This window comes from Candidatus Mycobacterium methanotrophicum (genome assembly GCF_023515995.1).
In the GTDB taxonomy this organism is placed as follows: Bacteria; Actinomycetota; Actinomycetes; order Mycobacteriales; family Mycobacteriaceae; genus Mycobacterium; species Mycobacterium methanotrophicum.
Window position 1 is genome coordinate 1,446,200 of sequence record NZ_CP097320.1, and the last position, 20,555, is coordinate 1,466,754.

Here is a 20,555-nt window from a genome sequence, read left to right on the forward strand (position 1 = left end):
AATTCGACTAAGCCGCGCGAATTAGGTTGAGGGAGTTGCTTGGTCATGCGCATCGCGGTGGTACACAGCTACTATTCGAACCGGGTTCCCAGCGGCGAAAACGTTATCGTCGATTTGCAGGTTGAGGCGCTTCGCCGCGCCGGGCACGACGTCCGATTGATAAGTCGGCACCAGGAAGACGTCGAGAAGTCGAGGGCCTACCCTGCTGTGACTGCCGTAGGTGTGGCAACCAACCGGGGACCGCGTCCCGTCGACGAGATCAACCGATTCGACCCCGACATCGTGCATGTGCACAACCTGTTCCCCAATTTCGGACGCAGTTGGGCATCACGGTATTCATCACGTCTTGTCACCACGGTTCACAATTACCGGCCGCTCTGTGCGGCGGCGACGTTGCTGCGCGACGGTGAGTCCTGCACCCTGTGCCCGGAGCGCCACAGCGCCCTTCCTGCCCTGAAATACCGCTGCTTCAAGGGCAGTCGGGTCGCGACGCTCCCGGTCGCCCTGGGCATGAGATTCGACCGCGACCCGCTGCTGGCCGCCGCGGCCAGGGTCATCACCATCAACGACGACATGCGGTCGCGCTACACCGCCTTGGGTTTGCCCGAACACAAGGTCGTGACGGTGCCCAACTTCACGTCGGCCGCAACCTCACCGGGAACGCGTGGTGGCGACAAGCACGGTGACTTCTGGCTCTTCGTCGGCCGAATCAGTCACGAGAAAGGCATCCTGCCGCTTGTGCGCGACTGGCCTAACGGGCCAAGGCTCAAGGTCGTGGGCTGCGGCCCGCTCGACGAGGACTTACGCCGGATGGCGCGTCATAACGTCGAGCTGCTCGGGCACCGGTCGCCCACGGAGGTGCGCGCGCTGATGGCAGCAGCACGCGGTTTGTTCTTCCCCAGTATCTGGCCCGAAGGACTGCCGACGGTGTACCTAGAGGCGCTGGCCACCGGTCTACCGGTGATTGCAGGAGCTCGATCGATCGTCGGTCAGCTCGTCGAGCGCGATGGCACCGGAATCGTCATGTCGGGGTCGGTGGCCGACGACATCGACAGAGCCGACGCCGAATTCCCCGGGTTGATTGCCCACTGCCGCAATGTCTATGAGAAGTTCTACACCGAAGCGGCATGGGTGAGCGCGGTGCAGGGCGTCTACGGCGACGTCCTGGCTATGGCCGGCTGACTGCCGTTCGTGGTTGGTGACCTCGATTTCAGATACCTTAATTCGGCGTTTGCGAGTTCCGTAGACGTGAAAGATACACTGCCACAGGTATATTCGGACTATCCGATGGTCCGGTTTCCAGCACTAGCGCTGATCGGGTTTCCGTGGCAGGAGTCCTGGGCCTGAGCGCCCACTCGCGAATCACAGAGCAGGTCAAGGCTTCTGGTTCGAAGACAAGGTATGTGACGGTTAGGCTGCTAGTCTCGACGCAGCCCCGTTCGATTCGCTGAGCTGACGAGAATCGTTCGGCGCGTCGAACTCTCAGGAGGCTACTAATGAACCAGCTTTTCTACAGCATCTTGGCAATGAACGCGCTCTTCTCCTCAATAGCATGGTGTGCAGCCAAACCCGATCAATGGTCGATACTGGCAGTCTTGGCGTTTGCGCTCATTTGGCCGTTTGTCAACGGGCCCCTGGAAGGAAACATCCTTCTTAAGCTCAACAGCACCAACGGAATTACGGTGTCGGACTTGTTGTCGGTCCTGGCAGCGGTGATCGCGCTCATTCAGGCGATGAGGCTCCGCCGGGACGTGCGCAGCGACCAGTCCGCTACCGAAAACCTCGACATTACGGAAAAGCGCCAGTGAGCGACACACCGCCGCAAGATTGGACTACGGCCTTAAGTCGTAGACCCACGTCCTGACCGATCTGGCCACTCGGTCGATGTCGGCATGGTCACCTCGCTACTGCGCCGCTGGATGCACCTGTGGGACCCGTCCGCGCAGAAGTGCGCCTGCGTACCGGGGCCAGCTTCCTCGACAACTTCGAGGTACTGGGTCCCGCACTCGCCTTCGTCTCGTCGATGGCCGGCGCGTACGGAAAGGGCAGCGTTGGCCTGATCTAAAGACTTTAAGTCTGATATCTCACGGTATAGCATGACAACGTGCGTAAAGTGTGCCGTCTGGATGCATCATCGGTATATTCGATTTCGGCCCGGGTTCACCGGTAACAGGGGACTAATCACCATGCAACGGAAGAGGGTGGGCTCGACAAACATGGGGCTCATGACGCGGATGATTGCGGCGATCGTCCTCACGGTGTTGGCGGCGCTGACGTTGTACTTCGTTTTCCTCCACGGTAAACGCCCTGCTGACAGCGAGGTGCAGCCCACAGACCACTACCTCAGATATTCACCAGCGTCAGAAGCCGCAAGTCTCCGATATCCGATGCCGGTCAGTGAATGACATGTGCGAGGTAAAGTGACCATCTCGACGCTGAACCGCAAGGCACGTGTCTGGTCTACGGTGATCGACCAAGTCTTCTCCAGCGCCAGCAACGGGATCTTCACATTCGCCGTCGCAGTCGCGTCTCCGACGCAATCGTTCGGCGAGATCGTTCTGATGTTAACGGCCCTTCTCACCGTACTGGGAGTTCAGCGCGGCGCGGTGGGAACTCCACTGCTGCTGAAATCCGATCAAACGCCCGAGCAAATACGCCGAGACGGTTCCTTCGCGCTGGTCGCAGGCTTGGCGACCGGCTGCGCCGTACTCGGCGCGATGGTGACCTTCGGGCACGCAGTCGGGCTGCCCGCGGTCCTGCTCGGCGTTTCTGCGCCGATCCTGCTGTGCCAAGACGTCTTGAGGTATGTCACGTTCGCTGAAGGAAGACCCCATGTTGCGGCGACGTGGGATGGCGCCTGGTTCCTTGGAAGTCTTTTGCTCCTCGTTTCGGCCTGGCTGAAGCTTTCGACCGTGCCGTGGTTGATCGGAGGGTGGGCAGTCCTCGGCCTGATGGCCTTCGCAGGTATGGCGGCGGATCTTCGGATGATGCCCCAACTCGAGGGCTTCGGGCGCTGGGCCAGAGCCGGCTGGCAACACCGCGCCAGGTTCGGCATCGACGCAGGGGCCGAGCTGACTGGTGGCTTCCTGGTTCTTTCGATGGTGGCGGCTCTGCTGAGCCCCACAGCCACGGCGGCCCTTCGCGGCGCAACGGTCCTGTTGTCTCCGCTTGCGATACTGGCAGGGGCCCTGCAGCTAATCGTCATCTCAGAAAGCACCCGCAATTCCGCGCAACCCCGGGACGTCTGGTACGCGGCATTGCGATACATGGCTGGCATCGCAGCGTTGTCTGTGCTGGTAGGCGTGGTGCTGTGTGCATTGCCGGCCAGCGTGGGGGCTTATCTCTTGGGCCAGTCGTTCGAACCGGCCCAGCATGTGCTTCCCATCGTGCTAGTCGGGTATTTCGCGACCGCAATCGGTCTCGTGGTGAGTGTGTTTTTCAAGACGTTCAATCGGAGTTCGGATTTGATGCGGTGGAAAATCGCATCGACGATGGTAACGCTCGTGGGCGCCACCGGCGCCACGTTGTTATTTCACAGCGCAAGTGGCGTCGCTGTCGGACTGGCTGTGGCAGCGATTCTGATGTCCTTCCTCGCACTAGCTTATTACGCGCCCTGGGAGGTACGTACTGGCATGTCGTCCGTGGACAATCGCAGCCTGAGACTTGATGCCGCAGAACTCTAGGGAGCACTGAGACGGTATGGAAGAGCCAAGCGCTGCAACGTTCACAAAGCTGCTCCGGCGGCTCATCGGTGATGGAACCATTCGTACGGACGACTCCGTGTTAGTTCAGTTCGCTGGGTCATTCGATGAAGCTGTATGCGCCGAGGTGGGCCTAACCAATTGCAGTTTCAGCAACATCGCGCCCCATAGCCGCAGCACTGGCCAGACATCGGCGGTAAAGTTCGATGCCCACCGGATGCCGCAGCCGCCCGGGTCGTTCGACCATGTGATGGGACACTCCGGCCTGCACCACTGTTCTCGCCCGCATGAGGCGCTACACGAGATGTATCGACTCGCCCGCAAGACGGTGATCTTTGTCGAGAATCAGGACTCACTCATGATGCGTGCAGCCACGCGGGCCGGAGTTGTCACCTGGCACGAGCTGGTTGCGGTGATCGACGCAGAGTACAAGTCAGGTGGCGTCGACGGCACAGGAGTCCCGAACTTCGTCTATCGATGGACTCGCCGGGAGGTCCGCAAGGCTGTCGCGTCATTCGACCCGGCCTACGACGTCCCGATTGAGTTTCACTGCGAATGGAACCTCGGCTCGGGCCGGGTCGCCACCCGACTCCTCCAGCGCAAACTGCACCTGTCGGATGAGCAGGCGCAACAAGGCTTTGGCTGGGCTTATCGGGTTCTCAACGCTGCCATCCCGTGGCAGGGCAACATCTTCGCGGCCATCATCCGCAAAGGCCTCGCGAAACTCCATCCGTGGATGGAATCGCCGACGGAGATGAAGCGCGTCTGAGCATCTTCGCTGGGCCCGCTACCTGCCACACGTGATAGGCGGCCGAACGGAAGGTCCGCTGGCGCAGACCCTGTTCGCGGTGTCGGTCTTCCGCAAAATTTGCCGCGGTCGCCGCGTGGCTTCTCCAACTGGGCGGCCGAGGGACGGACAGGTACGCGACTTTGCTCATGTATTCGAGCACTGGCTTTAGCATTTGACTTTCCGTTGCGCCGCCGCCGGCCCGAGGGCTTCAGTTGCTTCCGACGGTCGTTCTCCAGGGAAACCAGTCCAAGCGCGCCTTCCCGCCTAAGCTCAATGCCGGGAAGTTAAGGCCCGAGGACTCTGGTCACCCCCACCCGCGACGGCAGCTCCCGCAACCGCCGCTGGGCGGCCCGGGCCTGCTCCAACACCGAATCCACCAACTCGAACGGCGCCTGCCCGGTCAGCTCACCCAGGTGCCCGGGCGCGAACACGCCAGCCGCGACGGTGGTCGTCCTGGTCACGGTCTCGACAACCCGCCTCAACGCGCCACGGGCATCACGCCCGGCCCGGCCCCGGGCTCGACGGGCATGGCACAATCCCGCATCGCGGCTCCTGGGTAGAACGTGATCTTGGCGATCGTTCTTCTACCAGGAGCCGCGCCTATCTCACCGCAACAGCCCCAAATGCCCCGCGTGCCGCGCTTGACGCAACAGTCACACCCTTAACTCCTGGCATTGACGCTAAGCTTCGCTAACGCGCAAAGACTGGAAGTTGGTAGATCGCTTGTATACCTTCAACTGGTATGTATAATGCGTATAGATAATACTATTGGTATCTGGCTATCGGCCCGCAGGAGCCTTCCGTAGTAACCGCGGCCCGCTTGCCGGGCCAGCCCCTGCTTCATCTAGGAGGACTAGAACATGGTTGGAGGGCGAGGAACCGTCTTGGTCGCCGGGGGAGGTGGCTTTATCGGGGGTCATCTCACCAGGACTTTGTGCGAGCAAGGTTTTCGGGTCCGAAGTGTGGACAAAAAACCCCTCGACGACTGGTATCAGATTCTCCTGGACGTTGAGGCCCGTCAGCTCGACCTGTCCGTGCTAGCCGACTGCCGTGAGGCCCTGCGTGGCATCGACACTGTCTACAATCTCGCGGCCGACATGGGCGGGATGGGTTTCATCGAAACGCACAAGGCCGATTGCATGCTCTCGGTGCTCATCAACACCCATCTGTTGATCGCGGCGCAAGAGGCAAACGTGGGTCGGTTCTTCTTCTCCAGCTCGGCCTGTGTCTACGCCGCCGACAAGCAGGTGAACGCCGACGTGACGGCGCTCAACGAGTGCGATGCGTATCCCGCTATGCCAGAAGACGGCTATGGCTGGGAGAAACTTTTCAGCGAGCGCATGTGTCGGCATTTCCGCGAGGACTTCGGCCTACAGACGCGTGTCGCCCGCTACCACAACGTGTACGGCGTCGACGGTACTTTCGACGGTGGCCGGGAGAAGGCTCCCGCCGCCCTCTGCCGCAAGATTGCGACGGCTGCGCTGACCGGCTGCCATGAGATCGAAGTCTGGGGGGACGGCGAGCAGACCCGCAGCTTCATGTACGTCGACGACTGCATCGAGGGGACACTGCGTATAACCGCCGGAGACAGCGCCCTGCCGGTCAACGTCGGCAGCTCCGAATTGGTGAGCATCAACCAGATGGTCAGCATCATCGAGCAGATCGCCGGGATCACCGTCAAGCGCAAGTACAACCTGGACGCCCCCAAGGGCGTGCGCGGCCGCAACAGCGACAACACGCTGATTAAAGAGATCTACGGCTGGGAGCCGTCGATCACTCTTGCGGACGGCCTCGAACGCACATATCGGTGGATCTTCGACCAGCTCTCAGCCAGCGGTGCCACTGGCGATCGCACCACACGAGTCAACGCCTCAGCAGGAGATCGCACCGTCGCTTAGCCAAGGAGGGGGTACGGATGGACGTTTCCTACGAGAAGCAGACCGTCGATAATCCGAATCCGATCGCACGCTTCGCCCATCGCACACGGCTGAAGAAGTCGAAACGACTTCTGATGCCCTTTTTGACGGAGTCGGCTGTGCTGCTGGACTACGGCTGTGGCCAAGGGAGATTTCTGCACGATATCGCTACTGATATCAACGAACAAAGACCGCGCGTAGAGCTCCTGGGATACGACCCTTATATGAACGCGCAGTACGACGGCTACCGCATCGTCTCTGATCCAACTGCTATCGCGGCACAATCGGTCACTATTCTCACATGCTTAGAAGTTTGCGAGCATTTGACGGATTCGGAAACGCAAGAGTTCATAGACTTCGCTCTGAATGCCCTCGCACCGAACGGCAAGCTCTTGGTAACCGTTCCGATTATGACTGGCCCCGCCGTCCTGTTGAAGGAGCTGAGTCGAAGTATTCTTTTCCGTCGGCGTTCGGACATGACCGGATCAGAGCTATTCAAAGCGGCATTTCTAGGAATTCCTGCGCGCCGCGCCGACGATATCAAGGCATCGCACCGCGGTTTTGACTGGCGTGCAACGCAGCGAACTCTTCTCGGGAGCTTTGGGTGCGTCAATATCGAGTTTTCCCCGCTGCCGTTTAAGAGTCCCTACTGGCAAAGCCAAGTCTTGATGCTGTTCCAAAAAGCCTGAAAATCGCCAAACGACGGTTGCCCTTAAGCGGCGGGCAGGATACGGCCATGCGAGCGGGGGGTAAGTAGCCCAGTGATGGGGCCGGCGATGGTGGTTGTAGTCGTGTTTCCGGCGGCTGATAATCACGCGGGCATGCGCCAGTGACCAGAAGCTGCCGAAATTGCAGTCACCTAGTCTAGTTCGCGCCTCTTGCACACATGATGTTCCGAAACTCGGCGACGCCCTGACGGAACAACTACTCCGGAACCTACCAATCACCGTTGGATCTACTGACGTTTCCGTGGGTGGCTTTCGAGGCCCGGACAGGCTTGTTCTCTGGGCCGCGCCAGTGGCCAGGGCAGGTCTGTGACCTGCCCTTTCGCCTGCCGGGAGGGCGCATAGAGGCTCGCGGGTCAAGGGTGGCCAAAGGCCATCGCGAAGCGACGCGCAGCGCCCTTGACGCGTGAGGGGTGCGTCCGTAGCAGGCGCGGCCCAGATCCGCGTTCACCCAACCGAACCCGTGACCAGCGCTCCGTCGGGCACCCACGGAAACAGCAGAAGAGCCTCACCGTTGACGTGCTACATCACGTTCGCCGATAAGGCCCCGCCGGCCACCGGGCAGTTCTTATTGGCCACCAACGGGCAGTTCTCGTGGCCACCGGTGGGCAATTTCAGATGGCCATTGACAGGCCAGTATGCGGATCGCCGCGCCGTCGCGAAACCACCGCAACAACCAGCTTCGCCTGGGCGCGGGCCGTGCCGGCACGTCGTCCGGCCCGTCGTCCGGCCCGGGCGCCGATCTCACGTCGACGCGTGCGCAACAGGGCGGTGACATACAGCAGGTTTGTTCGGGCACGTCGCAGACGGCAGAGTAGGTGAACACGCGGGATCCTCCTGAGGGGCAGTCGAATTCGTGGTAAAAACCGATCCTCAGGCAAGGATCCCGCGTCGATCAGTTAAGACACGCCGGCATCACCAATCACACCAGCATCACAAGCCCCAAGTGAGAAAACCTCGATGTATCTGTCACCCAGTAGATGCGGTCCGATATCTTTGTGCAGCGCATTCTTGAGCGAGCTGGAGCCGGTGGTCATCGCGACTTGGTCGCCGCCGGCGCGTTTCGCTGCCAGGACGGCTTCGTCGGCACGGTTGAGCAAATCAATGACCTCAACACGTCCTGGGATGCCCGCCGCCACCCCAATGCTGACAGCGAGGGTGATCGACTCGTCGCCAATCGTGATGCAAGGACACAGCGTCGTCCTGAGCCGCTGAGCAAATGCTTCTGCAGCACTGATCGGCATGGCCCGGTCCGGAACCACGACGAACTCGTCCCCACCGATTCGGGCAGTCATGCTCTTTCCCGCGCTCATCCTCAGCCGTTCGGCGAATACCTCGATGAACCCATCGCCGGCGGTGTGACCAAAGCGATCGTTGATTGACTTCAGTCGGTCGAGGTCGAGATACAAGACGGAGACGGGTCCGGGTCGTCCCGCTTCCAGCCTCTCGGAAAGGTACGCAATGAGAGCCCGGCGATTATGCAGAGCGGTCAAGTCATCATGGTCGACGAGGTATTGGAGCCGCTCTTCAGCGGCAATACGGGCATGCAACCGCGCAAACAGTGACGTTTTCTCAGTAATTTCCGCGTTGGAGAGTCGATAGTACGATCGCGGCGGCAACAACTGCGCCAATCCTGGTTGGACACAGGCGGATTCGACGGAGGCAGCGCCAACGCTGTTTGAGTTCGGCGTTGGCGCGTTCACCGATGGCACGCGCCGCGGTGAGCAGCATGTTGTAGCTCTGATTCTCCACGGCCAGGCCGCGGCCCTTGACCGGAGTGTGCACCCCGATCCCCGCTCCTTCGTAGCCCTTGTCGGCCAGCGTCGGCACCCCGTCGGCCGCGGACTTGTACAGCGCGCCCAGGCAGTGCGCGCGGGCGGCGGTGATGTCGTGCACGCTGCCCGGCTCGACCTCGCTCGACCACACCGGGAACCCGCCCGGGTCGGCCAGTATCTGCACATTGCCGCCCTGGGTTTTGTGCTTGCCCGAATACCACCGGTGATGGCCGGCCTCGTTGCGCTCGTCCACCCGGTCGATGGCGATCAGCGTCCCGTCCAGCGTCACGTGCGACCACTGTTCGGCCTTGGCCCGGTCGAGCACTTCGTGCAGGTCAGGAGCTTGTTCGGCGATCACGTCGATCGCCTCGTGCAGATAGCGGTAGCTGGTGGAGATCGGCAGCCCGGCCTCCATCGCCAACAACCGGATCGGGGCGTCGTCGCGGAACCACCGCAGCACCAGCTTGGCCTGCGTGCGCACCGTACCCGACCGCCGCCCGGCCCGCGTTCTGATCTCGCGCCGGTGAACGTGCAGCAGCGCGGTCACATGCAGCAGGGTTTCCTCCGGCACGTCGCAGATGGCAGAGTAGGTGAACACGTGGGGTCCTTTGCAGCGGAGCGGGTTTCCTCGTCGAAACCGAATCCTTGAGCAAGGACCCCACGCCCAGCCACTACGACACGCCGAAAACTCCAGTCACACCAGACTCACGAGCCCCAAGTGAGAAAACCTCAGTGAGGCGATTGCCTCAAGGGTGTTGATCGCTTCCGGTTTCCACTTCTTGCGACCGAATTTGACGACGCCAATCGTTCCGGTGGTCAGTTCTCCCGAGACCATCGGTACGACGATGACGGTGGTCCACTGTCGGTAGGCACCCTCCGCCTGTTTGGGCCCAATCACGACCGGCTCCTTGCCGTTTTCACACGCCGCGAAGGCGGGGTCAGCATTGGCGAAGTGGATAACTGCGTGCGGGTCGGGGTCTGGAACGTCGGATCGCGGTGGCCACTCGGCGACCAACACCGAGGCTCGGAGACCGTGGTCGTTGTGGCGCAAGAAGCTGGCGTCCGCATTGAAGTGCTCGATTAACTGGGCTAGCACTTGTTCGCTCACTTGGGCAGCGGTGGATGCCGTTGCCTCCATTAGTCTTTCCGCGACAGCGACGACCAAGTTGCGCGCCACGGTAGCCTCCTGCGGGCGAATGTTTAGGCCTGGTCCGCCCAAACTCGGCGTCTGGCTAGTGTGCATCATGCATGAAATGCTGCAGTACGACAAGTGAGAATTTCTCACTTGGGGCTTGTGATGCTGGTGTGATTGGTGATGCCGGCGTGTCTAACTGATGGACGCGGGGTCCTTGCCTGAGGATCGGATTCTACCACGAAATCGACTGCGCCTCAGGAGGATTCCGCGTGTTCGCCTACTCTGCCGTCTGCGACGTGCCCGAACAAACCCTGCTGTGTGTCACCGCCGTGTTGCGCACGCATCGACGTGAGATCGGCGCCCGGGCCGGACGACGTGCCGGCACGGCCCGCGCCCAGGCGAAGCTGGTTGTTGCGGTGGTTTCGCGACGGCGCGGCGATCCGCATACTGGCCGCCGAGGCCACTCTGGGGATCTCCACCTGTTATCGCTATCTGCACGAGGCGATCGACGTCATCGCCGAGCACGCACCTGACCTGCACGAAGTGCTCGATCAGGCCAAGCGTGAAGGATGGTCGCACCTCACGTTGGACGGGACCCCGATCGAAATCGACCGGGCCGGTGAGCGCACCGAGGAGGGCAATCACCGGTGCTATCCGGGCAAGCACAAGACGCAGGCGTCCATCCACGCCGAGCACATCGGCGCAGACACCTGGCGCACGTTCCTGTCACTCCCCCGTCTCTCCGGCGTGCTGGCACCGATTCCACCCGGCGCGGATGCCACCATCGAATTGGCGGTCGACTTCATCGACCATGCCGCGCACGAAGCGGTCGACGAATGGCAGCGACAACATCGGGCGTCGGGCGGCACGATCGAGATCCACGATCTCGGAGCCGTCGAGCTGCGCAGCGCGACAGCAGGGCCGCCCACCCGAGTCCTCATCCCGATCGACAAGCGCGCGGATCTGGAACCTGGCCACCACGATCGCACCCGAAGCCACCCCCATCGTGGACCTCTACCACGCCCGCGAACACCTCCACGGCCTAGCCGCCGGGCTCACCGCCGCCAGCGCCTGACAGGCGCAAATCAAGATCAACGACTATCGATCCTGAATCTACCTACAAATCTGTCGCGCACCCTATTCCGTGCATCTCGGGTATGCTTTGTCCACCCCAGCTGGGCCGGTCGATGAGCCGCCGGGTATCGATGTGTCGGCTGGGTTAAGGCCTGCCATCCTGGGCATGGGCTTGGGCACAACTTCGAAGTCACGGAGATGACCATAGGATCCTGCACGGCACTGGTTCTGGACGCCGCAGACCCGGCTGACAGAGTGGTCTTGGAGCAGCTGCGTGCCGATCCCGTCATCGAGCTCATCGACGATAGCGAGCGACAACTCGAGGAATTGCGGAAGCTGCTGCCACCACCCGACCCGCAACTTGTCGCCGAGCCCTTTCGGTGGGCGTACTACCCGTGGCGGCGGACCGTGGTGTCGGTATTGGCTCCCCGGGCGTTCCGGGCGGTGCGGTTGGACCGCAACCGGAACATGATCACGACCGAGGAGCAGCGCCGCCTGGGTGCGCTGCGCATCGGTGTCGCCGGCCTGAGCGTCGGGCATGTCATCGCCCACACCCTGGCCGCGCAGGGCATGTGCGGCGAGCTGCGGTTGGCGGATTTCGACCACCTCGAGCTCTCCAACCTCAACCGGGTGCCGGCGACGGTGCTCGATCTCGGGGTCAACAAAGCAGAGTTGGCGGCCCGCAGGATTGCCGAGCTGGATCCCTATGTGCCGGTTCGCGTTCTCGACGCGGGTCTGACAATCGATACCGTCGACGAATTCCTCGACGGCCTCGACATCGTTGTCGAGGAGTGCGATTCGCTGGATATGAAGGTCGTCGTACGGCAGGGCGCTCGCGCGCGTGGGATTCCGGTGCTGATGGCGACCAGCGACCGTGGCATGGTGGACGTGGAACGCTTCGACTGCGAACCGCGGCGTCCGATTCTGCACGGCCTGCTCGGCGACGTCGATTTTGCCCGGCTCCCGCAGATGAGTAGCCGGGAGAAGGTTCCGTACCTGTTGCGTTTTCTCGAGGCGGACAAACTGTCGCCCCGCCTGGCGGCGTCGGTGGTCGAGATCGATCGCCAACTCTCGACGTGGCCGCAATTGGCCGGCGATGTGGTGTTGGGGGCGACGGCAGTTGGCGAGGCGGTGCGCCGGATCGGTTTAGGTGAAGATCTGTGTTCGGGCCGTGCGCGTATTGACGTCAGCGGCCGCCTCGATCAGCTCGACACGCCGGAAATGACGACGGATCACTTTGCTGCCGAACAGTATTCAGATCCTGCGCTGCCAGGGCTGCCGGGCATCGTCGCCGGGGCCGCTCTTCGGGCGCCTTCGGGCGGCAACGCACAGCCCTGGCATATCGATGCCACTCCTGACGCCGTCACTATTCGCCTGGCGCCGCAATACACCTCGATGATGGACGTTGAATTCCGTGGCAGCGCAGTCGCGCTCGGAGCGGCGCTGTTCAACGCCAAAGTGGCCGCCGCCAGCCAGCAGATGCTGGGACCGGTGAGCGTGCGGGAGGATGTTGACGGCATCCCGTTGCAGGTGACACTGGATTTGCGTCCCGGCGCTGACCCCGACCTGGCCGCGTTGTACGCCCCGATGCTGGCGCGGGAGACCAATCGACGCCTCGGGCGCCCCCGGGCGATGGCCGCCGACACGATCGAACTGCTGCACACCATCGCGCGGCGGGAAGGTGCGCGGCTGTACCTGCTGACCTCGCGCGATGACATTGCCCGGGCTGCAACGATTCTCGCCGCGACCGACCGGACTCGCTATCTGACGCCAGGGTTGCATGCCGAGATTGTCTGCGAACTGCGCTGGCCCGGTGACCCGTGTCCCGACACCGGAATCGATGTGCACGGCCTTGAACTCGACCCGGGCAATCTCGCCGCGCTGGGCATCTTGCGTCGCGCGGACGTGATGACCCTCTTGGCGCAGTGGCGCGGGGGAAGCGCCTTGGGCGAGGACACCCTGCGCCGAATTGCGGCGAGTTCTGCGATCGCGGTGATCTCGGTGCATGGTGGCGCCCTGACTGACTACGCGCGCGGGGGGGCCGCGGTCGAGGCGGTGTGGATTGCCGCACAGCGCGACGGGCTGGCCGTGCAGCCGGTCTCGCCGGTCTTTTTGTACGCCCGGGACGCCGACGACCTCACCGTGTTGTCGGCGCCCTGGGCCGGCGAGTTGACGGAGCTTCATCGCGAATTTCGGAAGCTGGTCGGCATGCCTGCGGACGAGTTTGCCGCGCTGGTCTTGCGATTCGCGGTGAGCGACCCGGCTTCGGTGCGCAGCCGCCGCAGCGTCGGCCGCGTTCACTTGCTGGGGGGCCGGTAGCGACTATCGTGGGGGTATGCCCCGCACGCTGGACCAGTTGGTGACAGCGGCGGCCACCGAGTTGATGGCTGCCACCGCATACAACCACGCGGCGATCAGCCAGCGCGTGCTCCGCAATTTGGTGAGCCACTTCAATGTCGATAATGGCTTTCTGCGCCATAACGACCACAGGATCCGCGCGACCGTGCTCGTCGCCGAATGGCCACCACGCGAGAATGTTCCCGACCCCGACCCGATCGGTGTGGTCTACTTCGCCGAGGCCGACTCCGTCTTCGCGATTGCTGAAAACCTCAAGGCGCCAAAGGTTGTGCGTCCCGACGTTGGGAACGCCGACTACCAACGCAATATCGAGAAGGGAACCGGTATCCCGGCTAGTTCGCTGGCCTGCGTGCCGCTGCTGTCCGGCGACCTCACCATCGGAATCCTGGGTTTCGTCAAGTTCGGTGACCGCGAATGGCTGCCGGAGGAGCTCAGTGCACTGCAGGCTATCGCGACACTGTTCGCTCAGGTGCAGGCGCGCATCCTGGCCGAAGAACGACTTCACTATCTCGCCGAACACGATGACCTGACCGGGCTGCTGAATCGCAGGGCGCTGATCGAATGCCTCGACGACCGGCTCGCTGAGGGCCAGCCGGGGCCCGTGGCGCTGGTGTTTCTCAATCTCGACCGCCTCAAGGCAGTCAACGACCACCTCGGCCACAAGGCCGGCGACCGGTTCATCGAGGCCTTTGCTGCGCTGCTGCGCGAAGCCGCTGGCCCGTCGGCGATCGTGGCACGCTTCGGCGGTGACGAGTTCGCCATTGTGCCAGCGGTTTCCATGGATGCTGCGGCCGCCGAATCGTTGGCCCAACAGCTGCAGCAGCGAGTTCACCGGCAGGTGGCAGTCGATGGCGAGAAGGTCACTCGGACCGCGAGCATCGGCGTCGCGGTGGGTGTGCCCGGCAGAGACGACGCATCAGACCTACTCCGCCGAGCCGACCAGGCCCTGCTATCCGTCAAGAGTGTCGGCGGAAACACGGTGGTGGCCTTTGACCCGGAGATGGCGGAAAAGTACGCCATTCGCAACGATATCGAGCTGCACTTGGAAGGCGCCATCGACAGGGACAGCAGCGCCCTGGTCCTGCACTATCTCCCGGAGTTCGACATGCGCACCGGTGAGATTCTCGGCACCGAAGCGCTCATCCGGTGGCGACACCCCACGCGTGGGCTACTGATGCCGGACTCGTTCCTGGGTGTGGTGGAATCCATCAACTTGGCCGGCAAGCTCGGGCGCCTCGTTATGCGCACAGCCTGCGCGCAGTTCAGTGATTGGCATGACCAGGGCCTCGGACGCGACATCGTGTTGAGCATCAACGTGTCGCCCGCGCAACTCGTCACCGACGGCTTTGTCGCCATGGTCGCCGCAACGCTGGACGAGTTCGCTCTCGACCCTGGCACAGTGTGTTTGGAGGTCACCGAGCATGTCGTCGTCAAAGATGTCGAAACCACCCGCAAGACCTTGGCGGGCTTGAAGGAGATCGGCGTGCGGGTGGCGATCGATGACTTCGGCACGGGTTACAGTGCTTTGACATATCTGAAGTCACTGCCTGTCGACACGCTCAAGATCGACAAGGAATTCGTCCGCGACCTGGGGACCGACTCGGCCGACCTGGCGATCCTGCGGCAGGTTGTCGCCTTGGCCGATGCCTTCGGGCTCGGCGTGATCGCCGAAGGCGTCGAGACCGCTGGGGCGGCCCGAGCCCTACTCGAATTGGGTTGCTATCGGGCACAGGGTTTTCTGCTGTCCCGTCCGCTGCACAGGGTTGCGATGGAGTCGCTGCTCGCCCAACGTCGCATACCGATAAAGCTTTAGACCTGGTGTAGACCGGCGAATTCCTAGACCACATGTTGGCGGGTGAACGCGAGATCACCTCGACGGTAGAGTTCGCTGGTCAGCTGATCGTTCTCGGTAAGGATCCTGGCAGCTTGCTTGGGCTCGGCGTGGTTGATGAAATCGTACCGGTCCCACCAGATCATCTTGGTTCGGTAGCGATCGTCGGGATAGGGGGTTGCTGGAATCGGCGCCACCACGCCGCCAGACGACCGCCAGCGGTTCAGCACGTAGGTGGCTGCGGTCGCCATGAAGAACTGGAAACCGAGAAATGTGGCCATGTAGAAACCACTGCGGGCCAGCGCAGTGGTCACCGGACGATCCCGATCCCAATCGTCGGCGACCCAGCCCGTCTTCATCTCCATGACGCCGAACGGGATCCGGTCGCCGATCATGTCGCGAACCGCCTGTTCCCCGGGCTGTCCCGCCCATTCGACGACCGCATGTGAGTCGTCGGGCGACCGCAGCGGTCCGATGGCACGCAATCCGCCGGCCATCCGTCCGTCGTCGTCGATCGCCGCGCAGAACATGATCGTGTCGGCCCCGGTCCGCAGCACGTCGATGTCAAGGGCGCACTCGACGCCGTGCTGGCGATAACTGCCCTCAGCGCCTGAGCAGAACTCGGCCCACAAATCGGGGTCGATCGTCGGTTGGGACAAGATCAACGTGCAGCCGATGTCGGGGTCGGGCCAGCTAAGTCGCTGGCGCAGCTCGAAGCTACCGCCAGCCATAGAATCCACCGGAAAATCACTGTTTGGTATCCGTTGATGCATTTTGCCGAACTCCAGTATTGTTATTCCCCGATCTAGGTACGAATCGGATCTAATACGGCCTCTTGCCTACTTAATTCTCTCCGCGAATTGAATTCTAACTCGCGGCCGTTTCTGCTAAGAAAAAACACTGTGCGGGTCGGCGATATTCTGCCACGAACGTGCAGGCAACAACGGTAAATAAAAGTAGGGCCGCTGTATCGGCGAACGATGACCCGAAAACTTACCAAGGGTGCTCCCTGCCGGTGCCAATGTACCGCGGCGCCCCCATCGGCGATAGTTAGCTGAATGGAGGCCGGACATATACTCAGCCGGGGTTAAGAATCAACTCAGGTTTCCCGCCGGCGCGCGCAGAGCTTCCCCGCCGCACCACACATGCGGGTCGTGACGGGCAGGGGCAGCCAGCAAACCAACCGAGGGCAGCCGGGTCGGCCGCCGGTGCGGTCAGGCCGCGCCGGCGGCGACCTCACGAGCGAGCTGCTCGATCGTTGGAAACGTGTACGGCAGAAAGGCAGATAGCGGGCGGCCGACGAAGTCTTCCAGCTCGCCCATCAGCGCGACCGCATCGGCCGAATCGAGGCCTAGGTGGTCGAAGCGGCGACTGCGATCGACCTCGTCAGCCCGGGTCTTCGTCCGCTGCGCGACATATGCGGCCAGCATCGCTTCGATCTCCTGGTAGCTCTTAATCTCGTCCTCCTGCGGATTGTCGATAGGGCGCCGTTAGCTGGCTGCGCCGGGGGTGTTCACCGCTACCAGCGGCCTGGCAGGTCGATCCGTCGCATCGTCAAGCGCAGCAACGTGAACGCGCCCAGCTCCATCGAGTAGGCGAACATGCGCAGGTAACGCTCGTAGCGCACGACCATCTCCTCGCTCGACGCCACGACCGCATCGGCTCGTCGCGTGCGCAGGCGGTCGAACCACGCACGCAAGGTCTTGACATAGTCGGCGCGATCGTTGCGCACTCGTTCGATCTCGAGCACCATCTCGGCGGCGCGGGCGATGTCGGCCAGCCGCGGCAGCTCCGACTCGGGAAAGATCTCATCGACGATGAACCGATCCCGCAGCGGTCGATCGCGCGGGACGTCGCCGTAGGCGATGGTCTGCAGCGAGAGCCGTCCGCCCGGCTTGAGCCAGCTGCGGCAAGCGCAAAAGAACCGGCGGTAAGCCTCGATTTGCTCCTCCGACGACAAGCCTTGACGCGCGAAATGCTCGAAAGCGCCGATCGAGATGATGGCATCGAACGGCGCGTCCGGTTCGTAGTCAGTCCAATTGCGCACCAAGACCTCGGCGTTGGCCGGGGCGCTCGCACGCAGGTACTCGGCTTGCGCCTCGGACAGGGTGAGGCCCACCACCTGCTCGACGTCCGACGAGTCCACTAAATGGGTGAGCAGGGAACCCCAGCCGCAGCCGACGTCGAGCACCCGCGCCGTCCCGGCCGCGCCTGCCTGCGCGACGTGGTAGTCGAGCTTGCGGCGCTGTGCCTGCTCGAGATCGTCGTCCGCGGTCTCCCACATCGCGCACGAGTACGTCATCGTGGGATCGAGCCACACCTGCCAGAATTCGTTGCCGATGTCGTAATGGTGGCGGATCGCGGCCGAGCCGGCGCCCAGATAGGTCTCGCCCATTCAGGACTCCGTCCTGCTGCGCTCGGGCTGCTTGAGGTCACCGGCCAATCCGCACCACGACAACCCGCGGATCAACGCGCCGCCCGGGTCGACCTGCCACCAGCGCACCCGGGTGGTGTATGAGCGCGGCGCGTCGTGATGATTGCCGTGGTTGCCGCCGCCGAGGGCGGGCAGCGTGAGCCAGAAATTGTTGCGCGCCTGCCCCGAGTGTGGCAACCGCGCGCGGCCGCCGAGCGCATGGCCGAAGGAGTTGACGGCCCACGTGAGATGGCTCACCACGAATATCCGGGTCATTCCGCCCCACAGAAAACCGGTCAGAGCGCCTCGTGGGCCGCCGGCGGCCCAACCGATCAACGTCGGGATCGCCAACCCAAGCGCGCCCCACCACAAGTAGCTCCGGTGCAGCGACATGGCGCGTGGGCTTTGCCACAGGTCCTTCACGTCGCGCGCGGAAATCGTCATTGCGGTGTGTTCGGGCCGAAACAGCCACCCGACGTGCGCGTGCAGCAGCCCGCGCACGCCACCGACCGGCCAGTGCGGCGAGTGCGGATCGCCCTCGCGGTCGGTGGACGCGTGGTGGCGTCGATGCGTCGCCACCCACCACATCACCGGGCCGAGGAAGGCGCTCGAGCCGAGCGCACCCAGCACCCAGACCAGCGCGGGCGCAGCGGTGAACGCGCGGTGCGCGAAGTAGCGGTGCAAGCCCAGCTCCACGCCCGCCATCGTGGCCAGCGTCCCGACGACGAACACGATCAGGTCGGTCCGCGACGGTCCGATCCCGACAAAGCACAACGCCACTGCCGCGATCAGGCTCGCGGCCGGCGCGAAGACCGCGAAGGCCGCCAGCAGGTAGCCGCGCATCACGGCGTCGCTGCCGTCAGGTGGTGGTGGACCTCGGCGAGCTCGTCGCGGGCATAGTGCGCCCGGCACTCGCTGCGCCGGATTTTGCCGCTGGTGGTGCGGGGGATGCTGCCGCGGTGAACGAACATGACCGCGTCGGGCGGTGTCCCGTGTGCGGCGGCGATCGCAGCGACGACCTGATCTGCCACGTCGTTCCAGGCGGCGACCGCGTCACGCGCGATCTCGGTGACGATCACCAGCCGTTCGTGGGTGCCGTCGTCGTAGCCGAACGCCGCGCATCCGCTCGGGTGCAACGGCGGCAGGCGCAGCTCGTCAACGGTGTGCTCAAGATCTTCGGCGGCATAGTTGACGCCGTTTTTGACCACGACGTCTTTGGCGCGGCCGGTGATGTACAGCTCGCCGTCGACGACGCAGCCCAGATCACCGGTGCGCAGCCAGGTCCCGCCGTCGAACTCGGCGCCGAACGTCTCCCGCGAGGCCTGCTCCCGGCCGAAGTAGCCGCGCGCGACGCTCGCTCCGGTTACCCAGATCTCGCCCTCGACGCCGTCGTCGCAGCGCACCCCATTGTCATTGTCGACGACCGCGAGCTGCAGGCCGCTACGCGCGTGTCCACAGCTCACCCGGGCGCGGCCGCTGGGGTCGCGCCACACCGGCGACGGCTTGCCGTGCTGTCCGCCCGACACGATCAGCGTCGCCTCGGCGAGCCCGTAGCACGGGTAGAACGCCTCGCGGCGAAAGCCGACTTCGGCGAACGTCGCCGCGAACCGGTCGAGCGTGGCCGCGCGCACCGGCTCGGCGCCGACGAACGCGAGGTTCCAGCTCGACAAATCCAGCCCGGCCAGGGCTTTGTCGCCGTGGCGCGCCACGGCGGCGACGCACATCTCGAAGGCGAAGTTCGGCCCGCCGCTGGTGTTGGCGCGATACCGGGTGACCTCCCGCAACCAGCGCAGCGGGTGCTTGAGGAACTGCAGCGGCGTCATGATCACGCATTCGAAACCGGCGAACGCCGGTTGCAGGACGTTGCCGATGAGCCCCATGTCGTGCTGGAACGGCAGCCAGCCCAGAACCACCGTCGACGGGCCGTGCCCGAACGCGTCCCGGATCATCACCTCGTTGGCGATCAGATTCGCGTGGGTCACCATCACGCCCCGCGGCACGCCGGACGAGCCTGACGAATACTGCAGGATGGCCAGATCCTCCGGCGCGACGGTCAACGGCTCCGCCGGTGCGTGCGTCGTGCTTACCTCGTCGATCGCGACGCACGGGACTTGCGCCAGCTCGGGAACCAGGTCCCGCGCGGCGAGGAGTTCGCGGGTGGTGAGCAGGACGTGCGGTCGGGCATCGGCGGCGATTGAGCGCAGCCGCGGCAGTGCCTGCGCGAGCCGCGACGGGATCGGGACGTGCGCGGGAACCGCGCATACTCCGGCCGACAGGCAGCCGAACAGCGCGTCGAGAAAGGTCGTGTCCTGCGGCAGCAGCAACAGCGCGCGCGGCTGCTCCCCGGTGCGTGCAAGGCGTTTCAGTTCGACGGCCACCGCCCGTGCACCGGCGGCGAGCTCGGACCAAGTGCGGGTGCTGACGCCGTCGCCGTCGCCGTCGCCGAGAAAGGAGAACGCGCGGCGATCCGGGTGCGCGAGGGCATGCTGCTCGAGGAGATGCGCGATGGTGATGCCGTCGTCGGTGTGCGCGCCCGCGCCGGAGCCTCGCGCCTGGTTTGCGGTTGGCAATGCCGTCATGTCCGTCTCCCCTGTAACAGCCGGGCCCCCAACGGCTGCGTTAAACACACAGCATACCCACAGTTATGGAGCGACGCGGGCCGGATCGCGGCACAGATTGCGCCGACGAGGCCCGGATGTGGTGGATCGCGCACCGTGCTCGCTCCGTCGCCAGGACTCGAACCTGAACTCTCAGAACCAAAATCTGATGTGCTGCCGATTACACCACGACGGACCGTGCGCCCGCGGCGAGCAGGCCTGCCAGCCGGCTACGCACGC

General features: G+C 63.6%; 18 protein-coding genes, 1 tRNA gene and 2 pseudogenes. 10 read left to right on the plus strand and 11 right to left on the minus strand.

The features are described 5' to 3' along the window. Positions 1-45: 45 nt before the first annotated feature. The 5 genes from M5I08_RS07850 (at position 46) to M5I08_RS07870 (ending at position 4,470) form a co-directional block, all read left to right on the plus strand. Complete coding sequence (locus M5I08_RS07850; protein ID WP_219067657.1) at positions 46-1,182, plus strand: glycosyltransferase family 4 protein; 1,137 nt, start codon at positions 46-48, stop codon at positions 1,180-1,182. A gap of 314 nt (positions 1,183-1,496) precedes the next feature. Continuing rightward, the gene (locus M5I08_RS07855; protein ID WP_219067656.1) at positions 1,497-1,808 is read left to right on the plus strand and encodes a hypothetical protein; all 312 of its coding nucleotides are present in this window, start codon (positions 1,497-1,499) and stop codon (positions 1,806-1,808) included. 119 nt (positions 1,809-1,927) lie between these two features. After that, a complete protein-coding gene (locus M5I08_RS07860; protein WP_219067655.1) occupies positions 1,928-2,065 on the plus strand; it encodes a hypothetical protein in 138 nt (45 codons plus the stop codon). 355 nt (positions 2,066-2,420) lie between these two features. Beyond that, complete coding sequence (locus M5I08_RS07865; protein ID WP_219067653.1) at positions 2,421-3,683, plus strand: MATE family efflux transporter; 1,263 nt, start codon at positions 2,421-2,423, stop codon at positions 3,681-3,683. 16 nt (positions 3,684-3,699) lie between these two features. Beyond that, positions 3,700-4,470 carry a class I SAM-dependent methyltransferase gene (locus M5I08_RS07870; protein WP_219067652.1) on the plus strand — a complete coding sequence of 257 codons (771 nt, stop codon included), beginning with the start codon at positions 3,700-3,702 and terminating at the stop codon, positions 4,468-4,470. A 314-nt stretch (positions 4,471-4,784) separates the two neighbouring features. Here the strand turns inward: M5I08_RS07870 and M5I08_RS07875 are convergent. Continuing rightward, positions 4,785-4,973 (minus strand): annotated as a pseudogene (locus M5I08_RS07875) (transposase domain-containing protein); the annotation flags it as partial. Positions 4,974-5,351: 378 nt separating this feature from the next. On the opposite strand from M5I08_RS07875, the gene M5I08_RS07880 reads away from it, so the two are divergent. Beyond that, complete coding sequence (locus M5I08_RS07880) at positions 5,352-6,389, plus strand: NAD-dependent epimerase/dehydratase family protein (protein ID WP_219067651.1); 1,038 nt, start codon at positions 5,352-5,354, stop codon at positions 6,387-6,389. 17 nt (positions 6,390-6,406) lie between these two features. Then, positions 6,407-7,096, plus strand: coding sequence for a class I SAM-dependent methyltransferase (locus M5I08_RS07885; RefSeq protein ID WP_219067650.1), 690 nt, complete (start codon positions 6,407-6,409; stop codon positions 7,094-7,096). 34 nt (positions 7,097-7,130) lie between these two features. Here the strand turns inward: M5I08_RS07885 and M5I08_RS07890 are convergent. The 4 genes and pseudogenes from M5I08_RS07890 to M5I08_RS07905 form a co-directional block, all read right to left on the minus strand. Next, positions 7,131-7,258: pseudogene (locus M5I08_RS07890) on the minus strand (integrase core domain-containing protein); the annotation flags it as partial. Positions 7,259-8,031: 773 nt separating this feature from the next. After that, the gene (locus tag M5I08_RS07895) at positions 8,032-8,763 is read right to left on the minus strand and encodes a GGDEF domain-containing protein (protein ID WP_219067649.1); all 732 of its coding nucleotides are present in this window, start codon (positions 8,761-8,763) and stop codon (positions 8,032-8,034) included. After that, positions 8,705-9,505 (minus strand): transposase family protein, encoded by an 801-nt coding sequence (locus M5I08_RS07900; RefSeq protein WP_249762759.1) that lies wholly within the window; start codon positions 9,503-9,505, stop codon positions 8,705-8,707. Before M5I08_RS07900 ends, M5I08_RS07895 begins: the two co-directional genes overlap by 59 nt. A 96-nt stretch (positions 9,506-9,601) precedes the next feature. After that, positions 9,602-10,084, minus strand: a complete 483-nt coding sequence (locus M5I08_RS07905; protein ID WP_219067448.1) for a GAF domain-containing protein — start codon at positions 10,082-10,084, stop codon at positions 9,602-9,604. A gap of 306 nt (positions 10,085-10,390) precedes the next feature. Between M5I08_RS07905 and M5I08_RS26640 the strand changes: the two genes are divergently transcribed. The 3 genes from M5I08_RS26640 to M5I08_RS07925 all read left to right on the plus strand — a co-directional run bounded on the left by M5I08_RS26640 (position 10,391) and on the right by M5I08_RS07925 (position 15,287). Next, positions 10,391-11,233, plus strand: coding sequence for a hypothetical protein (locus M5I08_RS26640; RefSeq protein WP_219067512.1), 843 nt, complete (start codon positions 10,391-10,393; stop codon positions 11,231-11,233). 81 nt (positions 11,234-11,314) lie between these two features. Next, positions 11,315-13,435 (plus strand): Rv1355c family protein, encoded by a 2,121-nt coding sequence (locus tag M5I08_RS07920; protein WP_219067449.1) that lies wholly within the window; start codon positions 11,315-11,317, stop codon positions 13,433-13,435. A 16-nt stretch (positions 13,436-13,451) separates the two neighbouring features. Then, positions 13,452-15,287, plus strand: a complete 1,836-nt coding sequence (locus M5I08_RS07925) for a putative bifunctional diguanylate cyclase/phosphodiesterase (protein WP_219067450.1) — start codon at positions 13,452-13,454, stop codon at positions 15,285-15,287. 23 nt (positions 15,288-15,310) lie between these two features. Here the strand turns inward: M5I08_RS07925 and M5I08_RS07930 are convergent, their stop codons facing one another. From M5I08_RS07930 to M5I08_RS07955, 6 genes are all read right to left on the minus strand, one after another. Beyond that, positions 15,311-16,036 (minus strand): hypothetical protein, encoded by a 726-nt coding sequence (locus M5I08_RS07930; RefSeq protein WP_219067502.1) that lies wholly within the window; start codon positions 16,034-16,036, stop codon positions 15,311-15,313. A 483-nt stretch (positions 16,037-16,519) separates the two neighbouring features. Then, on the minus strand, positions 16,520-16,735 hold the full coding sequence (locus M5I08_RS07935; RefSeq protein WP_219067451.1) for an acyl carrier protein: 216 nt from the start codon (positions 16,733-16,735) through the stop codon (positions 16,520-16,522). Positions 16,736-16,824: 89 nt separating this feature from the next. Then, a complete protein-coding gene (locus tag M5I08_RS07940; RefSeq protein WP_219067452.1) occupies positions 16,825-17,700 on the minus strand; it encodes a class I SAM-dependent methyltransferase in 876 nt (291 codons plus the stop codon). Then, positions 17,701-18,561 carry an acyl-CoA desaturase gene (locus tag M5I08_RS07945; protein WP_249763195.1) on the minus strand — a complete coding sequence of 287 codons (861 nt, stop codon included), beginning with the start codon at positions 18,559-18,561 and terminating at the stop codon, positions 17,701-17,703. Beyond that, positions 18,561-20,297, minus strand: coding sequence for a fatty acyl-AMP ligase (locus tag M5I08_RS07950; protein WP_219067454.1), 1,737 nt, complete (start codon positions 20,295-20,297; stop codon positions 18,561-18,563). Before M5I08_RS07950 ends, M5I08_RS07945 begins: the two co-directional genes overlap by 1 nt. Before the next feature lie 142 nt (positions 20,298-20,439). After that, positions 20,440-20,511 (minus strand) — tRNA-Gln (locus M5I08_RS07955). Positions 20,512-20,555 lie beyond the last annotated feature (44 nt).